The organism is Kineothrix alysoides (assembly GCF_000732725.1).
In the GTDB taxonomy this organism is placed as follows: domain Bacteria; phylum Bacillota; class Clostridia; order Lachnospirales; family Lachnospiraceae; genus Kineothrix; species Kineothrix alysoides.
In genome coordinates this window covers 977,117-998,530 of record NZ_JPNB01000002.1, presented here as the reverse complement: position 1 = coordinate 998,530, position 21,414 = coordinate 977,117, and the positions used below count along the sequence as shown (strand labels likewise).

The 21,414-nt window shown below is 41.5% G+C and carries 24 protein-coding genes and 1 tRNA gene; 19 read left to right on the top strand and 6 right to left on the bottom strand.

Annotated features, from left to right (window positions below; translation table 11 throughout):
* Positions 1 to 81 precede the first annotated feature (81 nt).
* Positions 82 to 155, bottom strand: a tRNA-Pro gene (locus CC90_RS0115575).
* 229 nt (positions 156 to 384) lie between these two features.
* Here CC90_RS0115575 and CC90_RS0115570 point away from each other — a divergent pair.
* The 3 genes from CC90_RS0115570 (at position 385) to CC90_RS0115560 (ending at position 4,739) form a co-directional block, all read left to right on the top strand.
* The gene (locus tag CC90_RS0115570; RefSeq protein WP_132038568.1) at positions 385 to 1,731 is read left to right on the top strand and encodes a hypothetical protein; all 1,347 of its coding nucleotides are present in this window, start codon (positions 385 to 387) and stop codon (positions 1,729 to 1,731) included.
* 21 nt (positions 1,732 to 1,752) lie between these two features.
* On the top strand, positions 1,753 to 2,457 hold the full coding sequence (locus CC90_RS0115565; protein ID WP_031391665.1) for a DNA alkylation repair protein: 705 nt from the start codon (positions 1,753 to 1,755) through the stop codon (positions 2,455 to 2,457).
* 245 nt (positions 2,458 to 2,702) lie between these two features.
* Entirely contained in the window at positions 2,703 to 4,739 is a 2,037-nt protein-coding gene (locus CC90_RS0115560) for an amylo-alpha-1,6-glucosidase (protein ID WP_031391664.1), read from the top strand.
* Here the strand turns inward: CC90_RS0115560 and CC90_RS23280 are convergent.
* Positions 4,720 to 5,382: a VanZ family protein gene (locus CC90_RS23280; protein ID WP_031391663.1), complete on the bottom strand. Its 663-nt coding sequence runs from the start codon at positions 5,380 to 5,382 to the stop codon at positions 4,720 to 4,722. The genes CC90_RS0115560 and CC90_RS23280 overlap by 20 nt on opposite strands.
* 187 nt (positions 5,383 to 5,569) lie before the next feature.
* On the opposite strand from CC90_RS23280, the gene CC90_RS0115550 reads away from it, so the two are divergent.
* The 4 genes from CC90_RS0115550 to CC90_RS0115535 all read left to right on the top strand — a co-directional run bounded on the left by CC90_RS0115550 (position 5,570) and on the right by CC90_RS0115535 (position 8,720).
* Positions 5,570 to 6,271: an AlkZ-related protein gene (locus tag CC90_RS0115550; RefSeq protein ID WP_051869657.1), complete on the top strand. Its 702-nt coding sequence runs from the start codon at positions 5,570 to 5,572 to the stop codon at positions 6,269 to 6,271.
* Positions 6,272 to 6,386: 115 nt separating this feature from the next.
* A complete protein-coding gene (locus CC90_RS0115545; protein WP_031391661.1) occupies positions 6,387 to 6,764 on the top strand; it encodes a DUF3783 domain-containing protein in 378 nt (125 codons plus the stop codon).
* Between the two features lie 146 nt (positions 6,765 to 6,910).
* Positions 6,911 to 7,132, top strand: a complete 222-nt coding sequence (locus tag CC90_RS0115540) for a hypothetical protein (protein WP_031391660.1) — start codon at positions 6,911 to 6,913, stop codon at positions 7,130 to 7,132.
* 217 nt (positions 7,133 to 7,349) lie between these two features.
* Entirely contained in the window at positions 7,350 to 8,720 is a 1,371-nt protein-coding gene (locus tag CC90_RS0115535) for a PhoH family protein (RefSeq protein ID WP_031391659.1), read from the top strand.
* 146 nt (positions 8,721 to 8,866) lie between these two features.
* Here CC90_RS0115535 and CC90_RS23275 read toward each other — a convergent pair whose 3' ends face one another.
* Genes CC90_RS23275 through CC90_RS0115520 form a run of 3 tightly spaced genes read right to left on the bottom strand, consistent with a single transcriptional unit; the run spans position 8,867 to position 10,443 of the window.
* Positions 8,867 to 9,700 carry a CPBP family intramembrane glutamic endopeptidase gene (locus CC90_RS23275; protein WP_051869655.1) on the bottom strand — a complete coding sequence of 278 codons (834 nt, stop codon included), beginning with the start codon at positions 9,698 to 9,700 and terminating at the stop codon, positions 8,867 to 8,869.
* Positions 9,701 to 9,751: 51 nt separating this feature from the next.
* Positions 9,752 to 10,237, bottom strand: coding sequence for a hypothetical protein (locus tag CC90_RS0115525; protein ID WP_051869652.1), 486 nt, complete (start codon positions 10,235 to 10,237; stop codon positions 9,752 to 9,754).
* Positions 10,234 to 10,443, bottom strand: a complete 210-nt coding sequence (locus CC90_RS0115520; RefSeq protein ID WP_031391656.1) for a helix-turn-helix transcriptional regulator — start codon at positions 10,441 to 10,443, stop codon at positions 10,234 to 10,236. The genes CC90_RS0115525 and CC90_RS0115520 overlap by 4 nt, the downstream gene beginning before the upstream one ends.
* A gap of 326 nt (positions 10,444 to 10,769) precedes the next feature.
* Here CC90_RS0115520 and CC90_RS0115515 point away from each other — a divergent pair, with 326 nt between their 5' ends.
* The 7 genes from CC90_RS0115515 (at position 10,770) to CC90_RS0115485 (ending at position 15,876) form a co-directional block, all read left to right on the top strand.
* Entirely contained in the window at positions 10,770 to 11,213 is a 444-nt protein-coding gene (locus tag CC90_RS0115515) for a LytTR family DNA-binding domain-containing protein (RefSeq protein ID WP_031391655.1), read from the top strand.
* Positions 11,214 to 11,239: 26 nt separating this feature from the next.
* Positions 11,240 to 11,722, top strand: coding sequence for a hypothetical protein (locus CC90_RS0115510; protein ID WP_031391654.1), 483 nt, complete (start codon positions 11,240 to 11,242; stop codon positions 11,720 to 11,722).
* 66 nt (positions 11,723 to 11,788) lie between these two features.
* A complete protein-coding gene (locus CC90_RS0115505; protein WP_031391653.1) occupies positions 11,789 to 12,634 on the top strand; it encodes an ABC transporter ATP-binding protein in 846 nt (281 codons plus the stop codon).
* Positions 12,631 to 13,338 carry an ABC transporter permease gene (locus tag CC90_RS0115500; RefSeq protein ID WP_031391652.1) on the top strand — a complete coding sequence of 236 codons (708 nt, stop codon included), beginning with the start codon at positions 12,631 to 12,633 and terminating at the stop codon, positions 13,336 to 13,338. The genes CC90_RS0115505 and CC90_RS0115500 overlap by 4 nt, the downstream gene beginning before the upstream one ends.
* 20 nt (positions 13,339 to 13,358) lie before the next feature.
* On the top strand, positions 13,359 to 14,258 hold the full coding sequence (locus CC90_RS0115495) for a damage-control phosphatase ARMT1 family protein (protein WP_031391651.1): 900 nt from the start codon (positions 13,359 to 13,361) through the stop codon (positions 14,256 to 14,258).
* A gap of 246 nt (positions 14,259 to 14,504) precedes the next feature.
* Positions 14,505 to 15,374, top strand: coding sequence for a putative manganese transporter (locus CC90_RS0115490; protein WP_031391650.1), 870 nt, complete (start codon positions 14,505 to 14,507; stop codon positions 15,372 to 15,374).
* 67 nt (positions 15,375 to 15,441) lie between these two features.
* The gene (locus CC90_RS0115485; protein WP_031391649.1) at positions 15,442 to 15,876 is read left to right on the top strand and encodes a Fur family transcriptional regulator; all 435 of its coding nucleotides are present in this window, start codon (positions 15,442 to 15,444) and stop codon (positions 15,874 to 15,876) included.
* Between the two features lie 14 nt (positions 15,877 to 15,890).
* Here the strand turns inward: CC90_RS0115485 and CC90_RS0115480 are convergent, their stop codons facing one another.
* Complete coding sequence (locus CC90_RS0115480; protein WP_031391648.1) at positions 15,891 to 16,847, bottom strand: diguanylate cyclase domain-containing protein; 957 nt, start codon at positions 16,845 to 16,847, stop codon at positions 15,891 to 15,893.
* A 190-nt stretch (positions 16,848 to 17,037) separates the two neighbouring features.
* On the opposite strand from CC90_RS0115480, the gene CC90_RS0115475 reads away from it, so the two are divergent.
* The 5 genes from CC90_RS0115475 to CC90_RS0115455 all read left to right on the top strand — a co-directional run bounded on the left by CC90_RS0115475 (position 17,038) and on the right by CC90_RS0115455 (position 21,407).
* Entirely contained in the window at positions 17,038 to 17,328 is a 291-nt protein-coding gene (locus tag CC90_RS0115475) for a helix-turn-helix domain-containing protein (RefSeq protein ID WP_031391647.1), read from the top strand.
* Positions 17,329 to 17,435: 107 nt separating this feature from the next.
* Positions 17,436 to 18,779, top strand: coding sequence for an FAD-dependent oxidoreductase (locus CC90_RS0115470; protein WP_031391646.1), 1,344 nt, complete (start codon positions 17,436 to 17,438; stop codon positions 18,777 to 18,779).
* Positions 18,772 to 19,713 (top strand): tocopherol cyclase family protein, encoded by a 942-nt coding sequence (locus tag CC90_RS0115465; RefSeq protein WP_031391645.1) that lies wholly within the window; start codon positions 18,772 to 18,774, stop codon positions 19,711 to 19,713. Before CC90_RS0115470 ends, CC90_RS0115465 begins: the two co-directional genes overlap by 8 nt.
* Positions 19,714 to 19,733: 20 nt before the next feature.
* Positions 19,734 to 20,552, top strand: a complete 819-nt coding sequence (locus tag CC90_RS0115460; protein WP_031391644.1) for a DNA-3-methyladenine glycosylase family protein — start codon at positions 19,734 to 19,736, stop codon at positions 20,550 to 20,552.
* Between the two features lie 57 nt (positions 20,553 to 20,609).
* Entirely contained in the window at positions 20,610 to 21,407 is a 798-nt protein-coding gene (locus CC90_RS0115455) for an NYN domain-containing protein (RefSeq protein WP_031391643.1), read from the top strand.
* The last annotated feature ends 7 nt before the right edge of the window (positions 21,408 to 21,414 follow it).

The window sequence follows — 21,414 nt, the reverse complement described above, 5'->3', positions numbered from 1 at the left end:
AAATTTACCTACTCAATTTAAAGAATATAAAAAATCCATGATATCAGTATACATACTGACTTTCATGGATTTTCATAATAGTCGAAGCGACGGGATTCGAACCCACGACCTCTGCGTCCCGAACGCAGCGCTCTACCAAGCTGAGCCACGCTTCGATAAAAATTTTCAATGCAACACATAAAATAATACAATATTTTATACCCGTTTGTCAATGATTGTGCTATACATTTTTAAATATTTTTAAATCAGCTTTTTATTCCAATTTATGACATTTGAAGGGCAAAGGCTGTCGTTTAACATTGAAAGCCGATAAGGACTATGTTAGACTATATTATAAATGAGTAGAAAACACTCAGCAGGAAAAAAGAAATGGAAGGCATCGGTATGGAAAGTAAATTTTTGTTGTTAGAATCGGCATTTAACATGGTTTTAAATATTAATTTGGGAAAAGACTTTCGGAAGAAGGAACTGAAAAAAGTAGAAGAATATGCCAAAGGCCTCGTTTATCTGCCGGATAATCAGAAGAAACAACTTATAGCAGTGATAGAAGCCTTTTATTATGAATTGGAAAGAGATACAATCAATGAGGAATGCATCAGCGGTTATCATAAGCTTTTGAAGGACATATTGAGCATTAACCATAGCCTGAAAGGCCCCAAATGTGTCGTTTACGGAGACAACTGGCTGACCGGAGAAGTGAAGGATAAGATGCGCAGGAGCAACTATTGCGTTTTCGACTGGCGTTCGCTGAATCCGGCCTATATTGATGAATATGATTTGTACATACTTTGCGACGAACCCTTAAAGATTTATGACCTTCCAGATATAGAACATAAGGAAAAAATCCTGAAGATATGGGATTACCTCAAATATAAGTACGTAGTGTTTCCATCATTTTACGAAGTCTATATGAAGTACAAGAGAAAATGCGATCCTAAAGTAAAATGTATTGTGACCGGGGGAGCCAACGTGAAGAGCGCCGTCCAAAGCAAACTGTTGCATACGAGAGCAGTTTCTTTGACAAATACCGGTCAGGATATTTTCTATGATTTTAGAATGTTTTGTCATGCCCACGAATCCATGCCCGGCATAAAATATGCGATTATCGGATTAGCCCCGTATTCCTTGCGATACGATGCCTCCAAGTCCAGGGTGGAGTGGAGACGCTGTCTGGCTTATTATCCCATTGTGAAGACAATGCACAACTGCGAGGATGCCGAACTTTTTGCGAATCTTTATGAATCCGAGGATAAGAAGATAAGACAATATTTCGATGAAGCGGATATGGACATGTGGTATGAGGTTTTCGAGAAGAGTATGAAGAACGAGACGGAAGACGTTATGGATGTCTTCGATGAAAATGCGTGCTCCAAGGAAACTGTGGAGTTGAACCGGAGAGAGATCAGCGAGCTATACAACAGGCCCTTTATGGATATTTTATTGGAAAACAAGGTGTTGTTAGAAGGCTATGCCCGGTTCTGCAAGGGAAAGGAAATCCAGGCGATTTTCTTCCTCCCTCCTTATACCAAGTGGTACATGGAGCACATGCAGAGGTCTTATTATGAAGAGCTGGCGGCTTTTGTGAGAGAGCTTTGCCAAAAGTATGGGGCAGAGTTTGTTGATATGATGGATGTCGTTCTTCCCGACTGCTGCTTCAGCGATTATGCCAATGTGAACAATGTAGGAGCCGTGAAGGCGGCAAGCTATATTAATGAAATCATAGACCGCTGATGGGGAATGTTTATTGTGGGGATGAATGTAAGATTAGAAGAAATAAGAAAAGAAATATATGGTCTGTCAGATGAAAAATATCGGGAGTTCCAAATCCGGCTTTTGCCCGGAACAGAGAATTTTGTGGGAGTGCGTCTCCCCAAGCTTCGGGAAATGGCAAAGAGGATAGTAAAGTGTGAAGGTGAAGAATATGTAAGCTTTGCTCTTTGCAGAAATACGGAAGAGGAACTGTTCGAGGAAATTATGCTGCAGGGAATGATTATCGGATATATGAAGTCAGATATATCCGATATTTTTTCTTATGCGGAAAGGTTTATTCCGAAGATAGATAATTGGTCGGTCTGTGACAGCTTTTGCGGTGGACTTAAACTTACAGCGCAGTACCCCTTGCAGACGTGGGAATGGCTGCAAAAATATTTGCATTCGGACGAGGAATTTGCCATACGCTTCGGCGTGGTCATGCTTTTAAACTATTACATATGTGACAATTATATCAATGATTTATTCCTCATATTCGATGAGATTCATCATGAAGGGTATTACGTGAAGATGGCGGTGGCATGGGCCATTTCTCTCTGTTATGGGAAACATCCCAAGGAGACGATGGAATATCTGAAAAATAACCGCCTGGATGATTTCACTTATCATAAAGCGCTGCAAAAGATAACAGAGCTTCGAAGCGTTGGAAAAGAAGAAAAGGAAATGATGAAAAGAATGAAACGGTGAGAAGAACAAGTCTGTGAAAAGGGTGATTCTGTGAAAAGGATAGGACTACGAAAAAAGTGATTCTGTGAAAGCAATAAGTCTGCGAAAAGGCCGATTTTGTGAAAGGATAAGCCTGTGAAAAGAGTGATTCTGTAAAAAGAATAAATTCGCGAAAAAAGAGATTCTGTAAAAAGAATGATTCCACGGAAAGAATGAACAATATAGAAATAAGATATCAAAAAAATGGAAAGGATAAGACCTTTATTATGATAACAAGAAAATACGGACAAGGAAGTTTTAAGAGTTTTAAAGCGGGCATAGAGAGGGAATGGGTGATTACTAACGGAATCGGAGGGTATGCGGGAAGCTCCCTCATAGGTGCTAATACTCGTAAGCACCATGGACTTTTGATAGCCAGTCTTCATGCGCCGATAGAGCGGCATCTGGTATTATCCCGCATAAATGAAACCGTTCGCATAGAGGATAAGGAATATTCTCTGGCGGCTGTACAGAGAAAGGGAAATGTCCTGGAGGAGGGGCAAAAATACTTGCAGCGTTTCGTCTTGGATACGGTTCCTTCCTACACCTATCGGGTGCAGGATGTATTTCTTACGAAGACAATAGCCATGGAGCATGGAAAAAATAAGATAGCTATCCTATATGAAGTAGAAAATGGCAGCAGGCATTCAGAAATCTGTTTAACCCCGTTGTTCAATTTCAGAGATCACGGCGGCTTTTCCCTTCCGGAACAGCTTTGTTTTGAAACCAGCTATGATGGACAGATTATTACTTTGATTCCGGAAGGCCCTGACAGTGTTGCTCATGAGAATTATAAAATTAAGTTCAGCGTATCGGAAGGAGATATTTCAGAGAGAAACGAGAGGTATGATACCGATATGGAGCTGCAAACGGAGATCGATACGGGAATGAGCTCCATTGACAATAATTTTACGCCCTATGATATACGGATATCGCTGAAACCCTATGAGAAAAAGAGCGTGTCTATTATATGCTATTTGCAGAAAGAGGATGAAGAGGAGGAAATACAGTCCGCAGATTCCATTATTGGAGCTGGCAAGAAACGCATGGAGGCTTTAATACATAAGGCGGGTTATAAGGATGAATTCGCGGATGCGCTTGTTCAGGCGGCGGACGCTTTTATCGTGGACAGAGTATCTACCGGTAGTAAGACCGTTCTGGCAGGCATGCCATGGTTTACTGATTGGGGCAGGGATACGATGATAGCTCTTCAAGGACTGACGCTTGCGACGAAGAGGTATGAAGATGCCAGAGGGATTCTGCGTACCTTCGCAAAGTATGTAAAGGACGGGCTGGTGCCGAATATGTTTCCCGACCAAGGGATGGCGCCTTTTTACAATACGGTGGATGCATCCCTATGGTATTTTTATTCAGTATATATGTACTTGAAATACACGGGAGGGGAAGAGGATTATCTCTTTGTGAAAGAGGAAATCTATCCGAAATTGAAAGAAATCATATCTTATTATAAGAAAGGAACGCTGTTTCACATTTACATGGATAAGGACAGCTTGATTCATGCAGGCGGCGATTTGGACCAAGTGACGTGGATGGATGTCCGCGTGGATGATTGGGTAGTCACACCAAGACACGGCAAGCCTGTAGAAATCAATGCGCTCTGGTATAATTCGCTAAAAGTAATGGAGCTTTTGGCGGAGCGTTATCTGGAGGATGCGAAAGAATACAGGGAGCTTGCGAATGTTGTAAAGGAATCTTTCTGTCAGAAGTTTTGGAACGAGGAAAAGCAGTGCTTATACGATGTAGTTGAGGAAGAAAGAAATGAGGAGATCCGGAATAACGGGCAAATCAGACCCAATCAAATATGGGCGGTATCTCTTCCGTTCACTATGCTTTCGCCGGAGAAGGAGAGAAGGGTAGTGGAAACTGTCTGGTCCCATCTTTATGCGGGCTGTGGACTTCGTTCTCTATCCCCTGAGGACGAAGAATATAAAGGTATTTACTTTGGGAAGTTGCATGACAGAGACGCGGCATATCATCAGGGAACTGCTTGGGCGTTTCCGCTGGGAGGTTTTATCAGCGCGTATGTGAAGGTAAACGGGTACAGTAAAGAGAGCAAGCTGTTTGCAAGAAAGCTGTTAGAGCCGGCAGAAGATCATATGTGGGATGGGTGCATCGGTTCCATTGCAGAGATTTTCGATGGGGACTCCCCCCATATTTCCAGAGGATGCTACGCACAAGCATGGAGTGTAGGCGAGATACTGAGAGCGTATACGGAGGACATTCTTAGAGAGGAATACCGATGACCGTATCCCAGAGAAAATCCCAAATTGCGTTGGATATAAAGGGTGTCAGCAAGAAGGTAATGAGCCAGGGGGTAAAGAGGTAAATATAGACCTCAAATCTGGAAAGGTTCTTAAGAGAGGTATCTTCGGAATCCAGACACATCCGGCCCATAAAACGCATATCCTTCACCTGAAGGAAGATGAAATAACCGGACAAGGTTCCGAGGGTATTCATAATGACGTCGGTGATATCCGTGGTCGCGGTAGTAGCAAGACAATATATCTGTGATATTTCTATTAATAAGGAAAACAAAATGCCGGAGATGAGCGTTTCCTTTGCAGGCTGAAACTGCTTCCATAAGGTCGGGAGCAGCAAACCGAAGGGTAAAAATATCAAAAAGCATTGAATGTAATGCTCTAAATTGTCCCCAAAGCCGTAAAAGGGTATGAAATTAAAGGTCGGATAGAAATCCACCTGATATAAGGAAGGGGTATCCGAGGCCATTAAAATGGTGCAGATAGCTAAGGAATAAATATAAAGCCCGAACTGATGGCGCTTCGGGAGCTTATACTTCCAGAAAAATATTTGCAATATAATAAGAAAGGGAATAACCCCTATATATGCAGAAAAAGTATTAACAACTAAAACCGTAAAATCCGACATAAATCTCCTCCTGACCGTAGCGTCAAAGAATAGTATAATACATAAGTGTAAATTTTTCATTAAAAATTTTACTGTTTTTTAAAAGTTACGATGCTTGCTACCATTATACGCTTTTTTTCGCAAAGCACAATTTGTATATTTCAAATAATATTTAATAATTTATAAATTTTAATAAGGAGCCTGATTCATGGATAAAATGAAAAAAATACCATCAATACACTGCTATGAAGATTTTGTTTCGGCCCTGCGCCTGGCAGGAATGAGTATGGGCGGAGAAAACGACGAAGGAATTTTTTCCCTATGCAGTCTGTTCGGAGAGGAAATCGAGTGGCATACGGAAAAGCCGGATACCGACCCATGGGAATGGAGAATCCGGGTATTGGATGAATTCGACGATATTGCATATGGAAAACTGTTTTTTAAAAAGAGCGGATACATTACGAAGGAATGGTACCCTTACTTCTATGCAGCGAGAAGGAAGGGAAGGAGCTTTGAGGAAATCTACGAGGAAGGAAAGATAAGCACCTATGCAAAAAAGATATATAAAATCGTTTCCGACAAGGGGGCGATTCCTCTTCATGCAATCAAAAAAATAGGCGAAGTGAAAAAAGAGGACAAGTCCAAGTTTGACCGCGCTATTACGGAGCTGCAAATGGGAATGTTCATCACGGTATGCGGCAGAGCGAGGAAAATATCGTTCGAAGGACAGGAATATGGATGGTCATCTACCGTGTTTTGTACTACTGAGGAATATTTTGACGGGGAAATCACGGGAAACACGGCTCGGCTTACCCCGGGAAACGCTTATAGAGAAATAGAAAGCCACTTATACACGCTGAATCCTAATATTGAAGAAAAGAAGATAGAAAAATTTATTTATGGCATATAAATTATATATTTGTCTAATCAGATATTTATTTTAGGGTACGTTTATCAACCAGATAGTGCTCCAATCAAATACTTATCCGATTTAATAATACGTAAAACATCAGGAGGCAGGGGCTATGAAAGCAACAGTTTTATTATATAATTTTCAGGATAAACTTTATAGGGAACAGGTAAAAAGAATATTGCTCGTGCAGCACCTCTCGATAAAGGAAATTCCGAAGGAGGAATATCTGAATCCTATCGGTTATTATGCGGGAGACGAGGAAGTGAAAGCCTTGGAAGAGAGGTACGAGGGAAATGAACTGGACAGTGAGATGATGGTATTTGCAGGGCTGTCGGGAGAGCAGATTGACAATGTGTTAGCCGGTTTTCGCAAAAACAAGGTGCAGAGGGTAAACTGCAAAGCGGTGCTTACTCCAACAAACCGTTTCTGGAACGCCTTGCAACTTTTTGAAGAGCTGAAAAGAGAGCATGAAGCCATGCAGAAAAAATAAAATTTCCGAAAAATAGCATCCATGGAAAAAAGAGGATGGTTGATAAAGCCTTTGTTTTCAAATACTAACCATGAGTGTTTTTTACTCATTATGAACGGACGGTTCATGGAAAAAAGCATCAGAAAGTATTTGAAAGGGGCGAAATTATGGATAATCAACAGCTTCCCATAGGCTTCGGACTATCTCTTGCCATGAATCAGAGTGCAATGGACAGATTTGCTAAAATGACCGAGGCAGAAAAGGAACAGGCAATTGCAAAAAGCAGGAAGGTAAAATCGAAAAGAGAAATGGATCGTATCGTCAATTCCCTTGCGGAAGATGATGATGCAGCGCTTAGGAATCTTTTTGACGGACCGGGCATCTTATAAGAAATGGAAAGGTTCTGGCAGGTTGACAAACGTGTTGGAACCTTTTTCATTCGTTCGTATGCCTGTCTGCTTTAGTGTTGGCGAGAATGGCAGTCAGTTAAATAATACCGATAACTTGACATATATTTTACATAAAAAGGATAGATATAAATATAAATATGAGTGAAACTGAAAGAGTAGTCTGAAAATTGAAAACTAAAAAAGGAGAGTTGCTTATATGACAAAAACTTATCTTATCGATACAAATGTTTTAATTCAGGCACCTTATGCCCTGGAATGTTTTGAAGACAATCATTTGGTGATTCCTCTCGTTGTATTGGAAGAATTGGATGGTCTTAAAAAGGCTGAGGGAGAAAAGGGAGCTAATGCAAGAGAAGCTATACGATATTTAGAGAGACTTTGTATCGAAGGAGATTTGTTAAAAGGAGTAAATTTAAAAAGCGGCGGAACGCTGCGTGTTGAAACCAACTGTGTAGATGTATCACTTCCTGAAGCTTTACCGGAGAATAAGATGGATAATCGTATTCTAAAAGTATGCAAGGGATTGCAAGAGCGCTCGGAACAAGTTATTTTGGTAACCAAAGATATTTTACTTCGGATGAAGGCACAAATAATCGGTATAAAAGCAGAAGATTTTACTACAGAGCAGGTACCCGGTGAAGAAGCAACATATCTTGGACGCAGGGAAGTATTTGTACCGGAAGAAGTATTTAAAGATTTTAAGAAGAAGGGAATTCCCTCATCAGAAATATATCAGACAGACGAAAAAGGAAACAAACAATCTGTCAAGTTGATTGTAAATGAATTCGTAACGTTACGTGCAGACCAATCGAATAATAAAACACAGCTTGGAAGATATGACGGAGAAAAAATCATCCCCCTTGCCTATAGGAAATGTAAACCCTACGGCATAACCCCCAGAAATGCCGGACAATATTTTTTGCAAGAGGCATTAATGGAAGATGCGGATAAAATTCCGCTTGTTATAGTAAAAGGAATGGCAGGGACATCAAAGACCTTTTATTCTTTGGCGGTAGGACTAGAAAAACTTATGAATTCTTCACAGATTGACTATCGAAAAATCCTGGTGACTAGACCTAATGCTCAATTTGATGCAGATATAGGCTTTTTGCCAGGCAGCGAACAAGAAAAGATATCTCCTCTTATGAGGCCAATTATAGACAACTTGGAACAATTGCTTGATTCAAATGAGGAAGAACGATATAAGAATGAAAAAGAACTGAAAGGAAAAACCGAGGAAATTTTTGACAGGGGCATTATTACGGCAGAAGCCATGAATTTCATAAGAGGAAGATCCTTTGTAGATACATATCTAATTATAGATGAGGCTCAAAACATGACACCTAAACAGATAACGGGTATTATAACCAGGGCCGGAAAGGGAACAAAAGTAATTTTGCTGGGAGATCCAAACCAAATCGATACCGCGTTTTTGGATGAGAGAACAAATGGGTTAAGCTATGCTGCCGAGAAAATGAAGGGCAGTAAACTTTGTTATCAGATTACCCTTTTACCTAGTGAGTGTGAAAGATCAGAGCTGGCTTTTGAGGCGATAAAAAGAATGTAAGTGATGCTGTGCACCGCTGGCAATCAGTCAAACGGCACTGCTTATTTTGCTGTCTGTTTCGTCAGCTTCACTCCTCTATATCGCTTTGCAAAGTAGCAAAGCGATATAGAGGAGCGGGCAGAAGCCTCGGAAGTTTCCGAACTGAATTAAATTTTTTCAGTATCTTTTTGCATGAGCTTAAGCCCGGCAGCCAGTACAATGGATGAGCCGCACAAGATGGCAAAGGACATTCCGAGACCAGGTTCCAAGTCGGGGAGTAAAAGTCCTGAAATAATCGTACCGCAGAGGTTGACCAAAGCATGGAGTAAAATGGAAGCGTACAAAGATTGATATTTCTCCCGAACATAACCGAATACCAATCCCATGAGCATGGCATAAATCCCCTGAACGATATTCGCGTGAAAGATGCCGAAGCACATTGCCTGAAGAAGATTGGCAACCCAGAACCGGGAGGAGATTTTTTTTGCCCAGTGCAGAGTCAGCCCGCGAAAGAGAAGCTCTTCTCCTATGGGTGCAAAGAACAGAGTAGCGATTAATGTAAACGGTGTTAAACTTTCCAGTCCGCTGGCTTCCAAAAGCTGCATATATCCGGTAAGCAGATCAGGCGAGAGATGAGAGATTATCATAAGTATGCCGGAGCAGGTATATTGCAGCCCTATCATACAAAGCAGCATGACGGGAATAGTAAGGAAAGAAAAGCCCTTTATAGGATTTCCGGGCAGTCTTCTGCCCGATACGAAATAGAACCAAAGGGCAGCCATAAAAATGGTGATTATGTGGGAAATTAAAATCAAAGAAGGAGTTACTTCCATATAGCGGGCTACAGCCTCCGCCTGAATCTCCGGTCCGGAAGCTCCGGGCATCTGGGCGGTTATCTGTACCGTTAGCAATATGCTGTAAATGATTCCAGTCAAAAGCTGCACTGCGAGGCCTGCGATAAGGGGCAGCAGACATTTAAAGTACTGTAAAAATTTTTTCATTCTTTATTTTCCTTTCGGAAGCTGAAAGCTCTGTTTGTTTCAGCTTGATTATTATATTTTATTGCTGTAATATTTCCTGAAAATGATATAAGAGAAACAATAAACGATAACGACCCACCAGAAACAATAGAAGATGGTGCGGCTGAAAAATCCTGCGATAAGCAGTGCTGCGTAGGAAAGGATAAAAAGGACGATGGTAGCTGACTGCATTGCCCTTGTCGCTATTATTTGATTGCGCTCATCCTGTACCTTCAGGCGCTCTTCCTTTAAAAGCATATCGTTTTTGAGCACTTTCTTGTATTTTATTATCTTTATTATACTCACGCAGATCATGCCGGAGCCAACGCCGGTATATACACCGTCGAGCCATGAATTTTCACCGAGATACCAAAAGAGCTCATTGCATACCGCAACGGCTGCAGTGATGATGCCGACGGCGATGACCCAATAGAAAATATGGATCCTCTTTTGCAGGATTTTCGCATATTCTTCATTTGTTTTTACATTTTTTTCAAAAGCATTAAATAGACACATCATAAGTTTTCGTCCTCCTTGTCAAAAATAAACATTTCTTCAATAGATACATTAAAATATTGTGCAATTTTATGGGCAAGAACCAAAGATGCATTGTATTTGCCGCTTTCCAGTGAAATAATAGTCTGTCTCGTCACGTCTACAGCATCTGCCAATTCATTTTGTGTGACCTTCTGGCGTTTTCTTAGTTCTTGAATTCTGTTCTGCAAAAAATCACTCCTTTCTTTTGGTATAGTGAGCTTTACATTTTTAGTATAGTGTGCTTTACATATGATGTCAAGTGGATTTTACATTTTTTTATGGTTACCGTTCACGGAGCGAATTTAAATGCAGAAATTATGTGTTACTGAGAATGCAGAGAACAGTAACTTTTCATGTTAGAAAGGTAATTTGTTATCAGACATTTTAAAATTTATATCTGACAACTTAGTCATAGATTTTGACAACATAGAAAAATATAATTGAAATACCTTTATAAAATTCATATAGTATTGATAGAAACAAGTATCGATACTCAAATAGCAGGAGGTACTCATTGAAAATACGGGTAAATGAAGTGTCCGGGCAAGAGGACACGGAGGTCATTATCAACTGTAAAAAGATGGATGAGGAAATTATGAAAATAGTAACCTTGCTGCACGTATATGACAAGAAACTGACCGGAATAAAGGGAGGACAGAGGTATATACTGGAGGCGGCTAAGATTCTCTATATTGATACGGTGGATAAGAAGACCTTTTTGTATACAGATAATGAAGTATATGAGACGCCGCTGAAATTATATGAACTGGAGGAACAATTGGAAGCCGCGGGATTTTTTCGTGCGGGCAAGTCTGTATTGATCAATTTTAATGAGATAAAGGCTCTTAAATCGGATTTCAACGGCCGGATACTGGTAACGATGAATAACGAAGAGAAGCTGATGGTATCCAGACAATATGCGGTAACAATAAAGAAAAAGCTGGATATTGTCGGTTAAGAGCGATGAGAAAGGAGCAGAAAGGAATGGAAGAAAGAAATATTATAAACAGACTGGGGTTCGTATCGCAGACCTTTATTATATTTGGAGTAACTATTTTGGTGACTACAGGGATAGGTCTATTAGTGGGGGAAAAGGAAACAGGGTTTTCCACGCTGTTTCGGCTTGGGAATCAGGGGATTGCCTATCGGACGCTGCTTGAATTCCTATTATCCTCTGTTTGCATTTCCGCAATAGAGAAAATTTTTTATAAGGAAAGCCTTTTTGGAAAGCTGTCTTATTTGATGAGAACTGTTTTTATGCTAATTTGTATTACGGCGTTGATGGTCGTTTTCATCATTTATTTCGGATGGTTCCCGGCATACTCCTGGCAGGGATGGATTGGGTTTGTGTTGTCCTTTGGAATATGTTTCGGGGCCAGTACGGCGGTGATGGTAGTGAAGACGAGGTGCGAAAGTAAGGTATATGAAGAGAGGCTGGAAGAGTATAAAAGGAGGAACAAGAGTTAGCTTAGAAGCGTATATAAGGTTAGATTTATAGGTAGTGGTGATTAATAGAGGAAGGATGTGGATCGGATGAAAGCGGTCAGGTTAGTGAATGTGGGGAAGAGCTTTGGGGAAAAAGAAGTTTTGAGGAATGTTGGATTTGAGATAGAGGAAGGTGAGATATTCGGACTGCTGGGCCCTTCAGGGGCGGGGAAGACAACGCTTATTAGAATTTTGACGGGACAGCTTGCAGGCTTTGGAGAAGCGTTTGTGTTTGGGGAAAGCTGTGACAGGCTGAAAGAGAATAATTATAGAGAGATTGGAATGGTGATGGATAACAGCGGTATTTATGAGCGGTTGGATTGCTATGATAACCTAAAGCTGTTCGTAAATATATATAAGATCGATAAAAAGATAATAGAAGAGGTTCTCGGCATGGTGGGACTTTCGGCGGAGAAAAAAACTCCGGCGGGAAAGCTGTCAAAGGGTATGAAACAGAGATTGATACTGGCTAGAGCTATTCTGCACAGGCCGAAGCTTTTATTTCTGGATGAGCCTACAAGTGGTCTGGACCCTGCGACTACGAAGTCGATACATGAGCTTTTGTTAAGGCTTAGAAGTGAAGGTACAACGATATTTCTGACTACCCATAATATGGAAGAAGCAACAAAGCTTTGCGATAATGTCGCTCTCTTGCATGAAGGAAAAATAATAGAATATGGAAGGCCCGGACAGTTGTGCCGGAAGTATAATCAAGAAAATAAGATAAGTATACTTATAAAAAATGAACAGTTGATAATGCTGGCAAATCTGCCTGAGAACGCGGCAAGGATCGAGGAGCTTTTTAAGCAGGGAGAAGTTGTTTCTATTCATTCCTCCGAGCCGGATTTAGAGCAGGTATTTCTCACATTGACGGGAAGGGGGCTTGAGGAATGAAGACGGATATTTCTCATATAAGTGCTGTTTTTGTAAAGCAGTGTAAGGATATTTTAAAAAATACACAGGTATTGGTATTGTTCTTCGTATATCCATTGGTCGCAGCGGTCATGACTACATCGGTGGGCGACCAGCTCGGTCAGACAGATTTTTTTATTTCGATATTTGCCACCATGCATGCTGTTTTTACTCCTGTGGTGGTAACCGCATCCATCATATCTGAGGAAAAGGAGAAGAATACGCTCAGGGTGCTCATTCTGTCAGGAATACGTCCGGTTGAATATTTGTCAGGTATCGGAGGATTTGTGTTCTTCTGCACGATGCTGACGGGCAGCAGTTATCTCGCCATGGGCAGCTACGATGTGAGAAGTGGTGCAGCGTTTATGCTATGTATGGCCATCGGCTGTATTTGTTCCATTGTACTGGGCCTGGCCATAGGAGGCTTTGCCAATAATTCCATAGGTGCTAATGCGCTGGCAGTTCCTATCAGTATGGTGATTTCTTTTCTTCCCATGATTGCTTATTTTAATGAGACAATCGGCAAGGTGTCAAAATATATTTACGGGCAGCAGATAGGAAATTTCATGCTCAGTCCTTCGGACTATCACTTGACCGGCGAGACAATTTCGGTGGTTATCATTAACTTTTTACTATGCCTGGTTGCATTTATCCTCGTTTTCCGTCATAATCGGATTGACAATTAATTTCCACGAAAGGATAAAAAATGAAACTGAGTTCATTGTGTATCAGATGCTTGATCGACAGGCAGGAGGAGCGTATTCGAAGCATAGAGGATGAGAATAAAAAGGCAGCCTATATGAAAGAGGTGGCAGGTATTATCGGTTCCGCAGAATCGGAAGCATCGGCCCCTTTCCTCGTGTACAAAATCAATTGTGTATACAAGCGGTACTTCGGTGAGTTTCCCGATTATGAAAGGGAAAAGGAGGAATTTAATTCCCTGATGCTGTCCATGGAGGAGGAGCTGGAAGAGGGAATCCGTATGGGAGGCAGCAAAGAAGAAATACTTTCAAATGCTCTGAATTATGCCAGAACAGCAAACTATATAGACTATGGTGCAATGAATCAGGTGAGCCGGGATAAGCTCTTGCAGCTGCTTAATAAGGCGAGGGAAGAGAAGCTGGAAGAAGGAACCTTCCGTATGTTTCAAAATGATCTGCTTTCCTGCAGAAAATTAGTTTATCTCACCGATAACTGCGGAGAGATCGTTGCGGATAAGTTGTTGATTAAAATTTTGAAGGAACAGTATCCCGATCTGCATATAAAAGTAATCGTACGGGGAATGGCGGTACTAAATGACGCTACTATCGAGGAGGCTAAGGCGGTGGGGCTTACGGAAATCGTGGAGGTAATCGGTAACGGCAACGGAATCGCCGGAACGCAGATAAGTCATTTATCCGATGAAGCGAGACAGGCGATTGGCGAAGCGGATGTTATAATTTCCAAGGGACAGGGAAATTTCGAAACGATTCATGGCTGCGGCTTAAATATTTATTATCTGTTTTTATGCAAATGCGAATGGTTTACCAGGCAATTCGATATGGAAAGGCTGAAAGGTGTCTTTATCAACGAAAAAAATGTTGCTGCGCGCCCTTCGGTTTCATAGCAGCGATTAAAAAGACTATCACTATTCATAGCACAAAACACTTATAATTCAGAAAGCTTCTCTTGACAAACGGCTCTATTGTGTTTATTATAATTGCGAATGAGTTGCAATTGCAATTATGATTTCAATAATAAACATAACGGAAATTACAATGTTACTTTTCACACAGTGGCTTAACAATTGCTGTTAAGTTGCGTATGAACGTGATTGAACAGTAACATTACAGTTTGTTAAGGGAGGCTTTTTATGTTAGATGTAATAATAGATACGCTGATAGATTCAGTGAAACTTTTTCCTTTTTTATTCCTCACTTATCTGGCAATGGAATATATGGAACATAAGATGGGGGAGAAGACGAAGGCTGCAATAGAAAAATCCGGTCGTTTCGGCGCCATTCCCGGAAGTATATTAGGAGCCTTTCCCCAATGCGGCTTTTCAGCGGCGGCATCCAATTTATATGCAGGGAGAATCATAACCCTTGGTACATTAATGGCAATATTTTTATCTACTTCCGATGAAATGCTGCCTATTTTGATTTCCGAGCAGGTGCACATATCCGTGATTCTAAAGCTTGTGGGGATGAAGGTGGCAATCGGTATGGCGGCCGGCTTTATTATTGATTTGCTGATCAAGAAGAAAAGCATACATGTACACAGTCACGAAGAAAGCGGGCATATGGATATCGGCCACGTCTGCAAAAATGAAAACTGTCACTGTGAGGAAGGAATATTTAGGTCGGCGGCGCGGCATACCTTTAATATTTTCTTTTTTATCGTTGCGATTTCTTTTGCTCTGAATACAGTAATTTATCTTGTGGGAGAGGACTTCCTCTCGAATTTGGTCTTGAACAGACCTATTCTGGGGCAGATGGTAGCGGCCTTAGTGGGATTGATACCTAACTGTGCTTCTTCCATTGCGATTACGCAGCTTTATCTGAAAGGCATGATGGGGCTGGGTTCTATGATGGCCGGTCTGCTCGCCGGAACGGGTGTGGGGCTTCTTATTTTGTTTCGAGTGAACGACGACTTGAAAGAAAATATAAAGATTACGGTTCTGCTTTATGCGATTGGAGTAATTGCGGGAATTGTAATTGATCTTGCAGGAATTGCGGTTTGAAAATTATCCGTAGAAAGGTAAAACCTCAGGAAGAAAAGAATAGTATGGAGGAAGGTGCTTGGTATATATGAAAAATTGTGAGGATTTGGCTTTTCCTCAGGAGATAAAGAAGACGAAGCAAAGGGAAGAAATTTTTCGGATTTTATCTGAGGAAACGGAGCCGGTCAGTGCGGTGGATATCTATAACCGTCTGGCACAGACGTGCGGGAATTCTAATTTTGCGATTTCGACAGTGTACAGGGCGCTGGGTATTTTTGAAGAAAAGGGTTATGTGTCGAAATCTACGCTGATGGGTGGAGATATGGCGTATTATGAGTGGAATTACGGCACTCATAAGCATTATGCGATATGTCTGAAATGCCATAAGCTGATAGCGCTTAAGAAATGTCCATTTGAGCATATGAAGATAGAGACAGAAAACGATAATTTCATGATTACGGGCCATAAATTGGAGCTTTATGGTTATTGTAAGGAGTGCAGGATAGAAGATGAGGATATATAATAGCCGGTAAGCGATTATATATCCTCATTTAAGTGATAAGTCCCCCGTTTGCCATTCTTGGATAGATAAAGATTTTTATCTGCACTTCGATATAGATGGCTGAAGCTGCTGCTTATATTATTGATGAGGGAAATTCCGATAGAACAGCTTAGCTGTAGTTCATTGCCGTATTTACAGGAGAGAGAAGAGAATTCATTAATAATGTTTTTCGCTTTTTGCTGAATCAGGGACCTATCCGATAGTTCAGTTTCAAAGACAGCAAATTCATCTCCGCCCAGCCGGCCCAGATACGCATTGCTGCTAAAAACAACGGAAAGCAGGTCCGCGAAATCTTTGATTACTTTATCGCCCTGCTCGTGCCCATACATGTCATTTATTTGTTTGAAATCGTCAATGTCTATCATATAAAAAACACCTACGGGATTATTTTTTATATGCTTATTAATGTAGTGCTCAAAGGTACTATGGTTAAGCAGTCCTGTCATGGAATCCTGCTCTGCTTTTTTCTTGAACTTAGCAATCATGGAATTAGCTTTTTCGGCTATTGCCTTCGGATAATGTTCGTCACATCCCTGCTCTTTATTCGGTATAGAATGATGGATATGGAGTATTTTATAAGAATTGTCCTTCACTTCATAGATAATGCTGAGGCGGGTATCCATTTCTATAAGAATTTCTTTTCGTTTGTTTTCTTTTTCTTTCATCCACAAGCAGCCGTAAACCAAATAAAGGTCTTCAGAAAGCTGGCGGCATTCGTACCATTCACTTAAAATATCGAAAGCTATGTCAACATCGTAATTGTTCCAAGCAGACTGAAAGGCGGCAAGAGAAGTAAATATTTCATGTTTCCCTGTACCTATAAGTATTAAGTCGTCATCAAAATAATTTTTGACACTGTTTTTGCTCTTTATCGGATTTAAAAGATAAGTTTCACATAATTCTCGTGTAATTTCACATAACGTGTAATTCATTAGCCAATTCCCCTGATTATTGGAACTCCTCTGTCGTATATCGGAATAATTTGTAAATTATTACTATTCTACTCCTTTATTACTATTTTTTCAATATAAAAATTCACAATATGTGAATATAATTTTACCAAAACGAAATTAATAGAAGATACACTATATGTGAAAGAAGGGGCGAAAGAAGGGGTGACTATTGATAAAATTTGGTATAAGGTTAAGGGCATTGAGAAAGGAAAGAAAATTGACGCAGAAGGTATTGGCAGACCGATTGGGTCTTGCGACAAGCGCTATCTGCTCCTATGAGGCGGGTACAAGATATCCTTCTTACGAAGTATTGATAAAGGTCGCAGGTATTTTTCGGGTCAGTACCGACTACCTACTGGGCATAGAAAAAAATAGATACATCGATGTGACTGGGCTCTTGGAAGAGGATATCGAGATACTGACGATGCTTGCAGATTCACTGCGCAAAAAGAAAAAATAACAGTAACTGAGAAGGTATAGAGCAGTTACAAATAACGGTTTAATACGCCCTATTTATGTGAATACTTATTATGCATGGTGTACAAAAACAGGAAAGAAGGCATAATCATGGATTCCATATGGACAATGACGGCAGATATTTCAAGAAGGGAACCGTTATTAGAAGATATAACGACAGACACGGTGGTAATCGGCGGCGGGATGGCAGGTATATTGATTGCCTATTTTCTGGAAAAGAAAGGAATTCCAACGGTGGTTTTGGAAGCGTCGCGAATAGGGAGCGGGCAGACGAAGAATACCACGGCCAAAATTACTTTACAGCATGGTCCCATTTACCATAAGCTTATAGGGGAAATAGGAGAGAAAAATGCGAAGCTTTATGCGGAGGCAAACCGTCTCGCCATTGCCCAGTTTAGGAGTCTGGTAGAGGAGAAACGGATCGATTGTGAATTCAGGGAGTGCTCTGCCTACCTTTATTCCTGTGAGCACACGGATACGCTCAAGAAGGAGGAAGAGGCCGCGGTGAGTCTTGGAATATGTGCCGAGCTTACTGACAAAACGGAGCTGCCTTTCCCGGTAAAGAGCGCCCTTAAGTTTTACGATCAGGCGGTATTCCATCCTCTTTTATTTTTGGAAAGAATATCTGAAAATATTACCGTTTATGAGGATACAAAGGTGCTCCAGGTGGAACGGGCGGAGGAAGAGAATAAAATAATTACAAACCGGGCCACGGTCAGGGCAAAGCGAGTGGTGTTCGCAGCTCATTATCCCTTTATTAATGTTCCCGGATATTATTTCCTGCGGCTTCATCAGGAGCGCAGCTACGTAGTTGCGCTTAAAAATACAAAGCAGATGGATCATGTCTATATCGGCATCGACATGGAAGGATTCTCTTTTCGTAAAAGCGGAGATTATCTTCTATTAGGCGGCGGCGGACATAGAACCGGAGAGAATACAGGCGGAGGAAGCTACCAGAAACTGCGTAAGGCGGCAGAGAAATGGTTTCCCGAATGTAAGGAAATCACTCATTTTTCCGCGCAGGATTGCATGCCTCTCGACGATATTCCTTATATTGGGCAATTTTCGTCCTCCACTCCCGATTGGTTCGTGGCTACAGGATTTAGAAAGTGGGGCATGACAAGCTCTATGGTCTCGGCAATGCTGCTTAGCGATCTGATTGCGAAAGGGCAGAGCCCCTATGAGGAGCTTTTTACTCCCCAGAGATTTCATGTTCAGGCATCAGCGGCTAATCTCGCGCAGGATGGTGCCCAGTCGGTAAAAGGCCTGAGCAAAGGGGTTTTTACAGCAACGCCTAAGTGTACCCATATGGGCTGCGCGCTGGAATGGAACCCGGATGAGCTAAGCTGGGACTGTCCCTGCCATGGCTCCCGTTTTGACGGTGACGGCAAGGTAATAGATAATCCGGCAATCGAGGACTTGGCGAATGAATAATTTCCGCGGAGGACATAGAAAAAAGGCTTACTTTGAGGGCTGGTATTTAAAGCATCAAAAGGATAATACTTCCATCGCCTTTATTCCGGCATTCCATGTGAGCGAGAATGGAAAGCGTACTGCCTCTGTCCAAGTAGTAACGGAGGAAGGTGCTTATTGCTTTTCTTTTGAAGAGAAAGAATTCTATGCTTCAAAAAAGCAATTTTATGTTAAAATAAATCATAATGTATTTTCTGAAGGTGGAATTAGCGTAAATTTAAGAAATGAGAATGTAACGATAACGGGAACCTTGTATTACTCGCCGTTTACCGGGCTTTTGTCGGATATTATGGGTCCTTTCCGCTTTCTGCCCTTCATGCAGTGCCGCCACGGGATTCTGAGCATGCTTCACAGCATAAGCGGAAGGATTTTAATAAACGGCAGGGAATATGATTTTTCCAATGGAACGGGATATGTGGAGAAGGATTGCGGCAGCTCTTTCCCTCGATTTTATACGTGGATTCAGTGCAGCGGATGGACCGGAAAGAGAGATTGCTCCCTGGTAGTCTCCGCAGCGCATATTCCGTTTGGCTGCTTTACATTTACCGGTTGCATCTGTGCCATCTTGTATCAGGGGAGAGAGTACCGCCTGGCCACATATACGGGCGCACGTATTGCAAAAAATACGGAAAATACACTAATCATAAATCAGGGAAAATATAAACTGGAAATATATAAGGTATGGGAAGAAGCCAAAGAGAATGGGAAAAGCGCTGGAGCCAAAGAAAAAAGGCTTTTGTTATATGCTCCTCAAAAAGGCAGTATGTGCAGAAAAATAGAGGAAAATATTGCTTGTGCGGTGCGCTGCCGCTTTACTGCTTCCGGCAAGAAGATCTTTGACTTTACCGACGATAGAGCGAGCTTCGAATATGTGGGGAAGCAGGACGGATATTAGAAAGGGAGTACGGACACGAAATGATAAAGGTGCAAATGAAGGATTTCGATTTGGAGAAGATAAGCAAATCGGGACAATGCTTTCGGATGAATGCCTTGGCAGGACAAGAAAATAAATATGCTCTCATTGCCTACGGAGAGTATTTGGAGATGGAAGAGACGGAGGATGGCGTTTGTTTTTCCTGCACGCAGGAGGAATGGGATAAGCTGTGGACAAACTATTTCGATTGTGGAAGAGATTACCGGAAAATATACAAGTCGGTGGATAAAACGGACGAGTATATGCTGCGGGCAGTAAGCTGCGGAAGCGGCATCCGCATATTGAGACAGGAAATCTTTGAAACTGTTATCAGCTTCATTATTTCCCAGCAGAACAATATCCGGCGGATTAAGAAGTGCGTGGAATCGCTGTGCAGCAGCTTCGGTGAAGAGAAATATAATATCCGGGGAGAGAAATACTATGCCTTTCCCACGCCGGAGAGGCTGGCTGGGCTGACCTTAGAGGATTTGCAGGGATGCAATCTGGGCTATAGAAGCCGATACATATTGAAATCTTCCAGAATGATTGTGGAAGGAGAGATAGATTTTGCCGGGATTGCGGATATGGCCTATGAGGAAGCGAAGGCGGAACTGATGAAACTATGCGGCGTTGGTATCAAGGTAGCGGAATGCATCTGTCTGTTCGCACTTCGCCATGTGGAGGCATTCCCTGTGGACACTCATATTAAAACAGTGCTCTTAAAATATTATCCTGAGGGTTTTCCCTTTGAAAAATATGAGGGATATGCAGGAATTTTGCAGCAATATGCATTTTATTATGATATTTACGGAGAAATATGATAGAATTTGATTAAATATAATTTAGTTGGAAATTTATGGAAGGGTGTGGTTTATTTTATGGATAAAGAACTGAAGTTTGCGGTACTAATCGATGCGGATAATATTTCGGATAAGTATGTAAAGATTATTTTGGATGAAACGGCGAAAAACGGAATAGCGACATATAAGCGAATATACGGCGACTGGACCAATACGAGGCTGGTATCGTGGAAGAATGTGCTGCTTGACAACTCCATTACGCCAATTCAGCAATATGGTTATACTACGGGAAAAAATGCCACTGATTCGGCGATGATCATCGATGCCATGGATATTCTTTATTCCGGCACTGTTGGAGGCTTCTGCATCGTTTCTTCGGACAGCGACTTCACCAGACTGGCAATGCGTCTTCGGGAATCGGGCATGTATGTGGTAGGTATGGGAGAGAGCAAGACTCCCAAGCCTTTTATTTCGGCATGTAATCAGTTCAAATATTTGGATATTCTGCTTTCTAAGGAGCAGGGGGAGGAAAGTGCCTCCAAGAAGGAGGAACCTGCTGCGCTGAAAGCAGCCTCCAAAAATATCCGTTCGAAAAAGGCGGCAAAAGGAAATGATTCTAAAAAAGAAAAAGAAGAATTAAGGCCGCAGACCGACCTGATCATGATAAAAAAAGCGATTATTTCTTTGGTAGAGGAAGGATCCGACGATGACGAGTGGATCCATTCCTCCGAACTTAGAAACCAGTTGGGGAAACGGTTCCCGGATTTTGACGTGCGCAACTTCGGACATTCCAAATTCAGCTCCTTTGTCAACTCGCTGAATATTTTAGACTGCGAGCAGGAGAAGAACATCGTTCGGTTCAAAATGAAGAAATAGCAGGGAA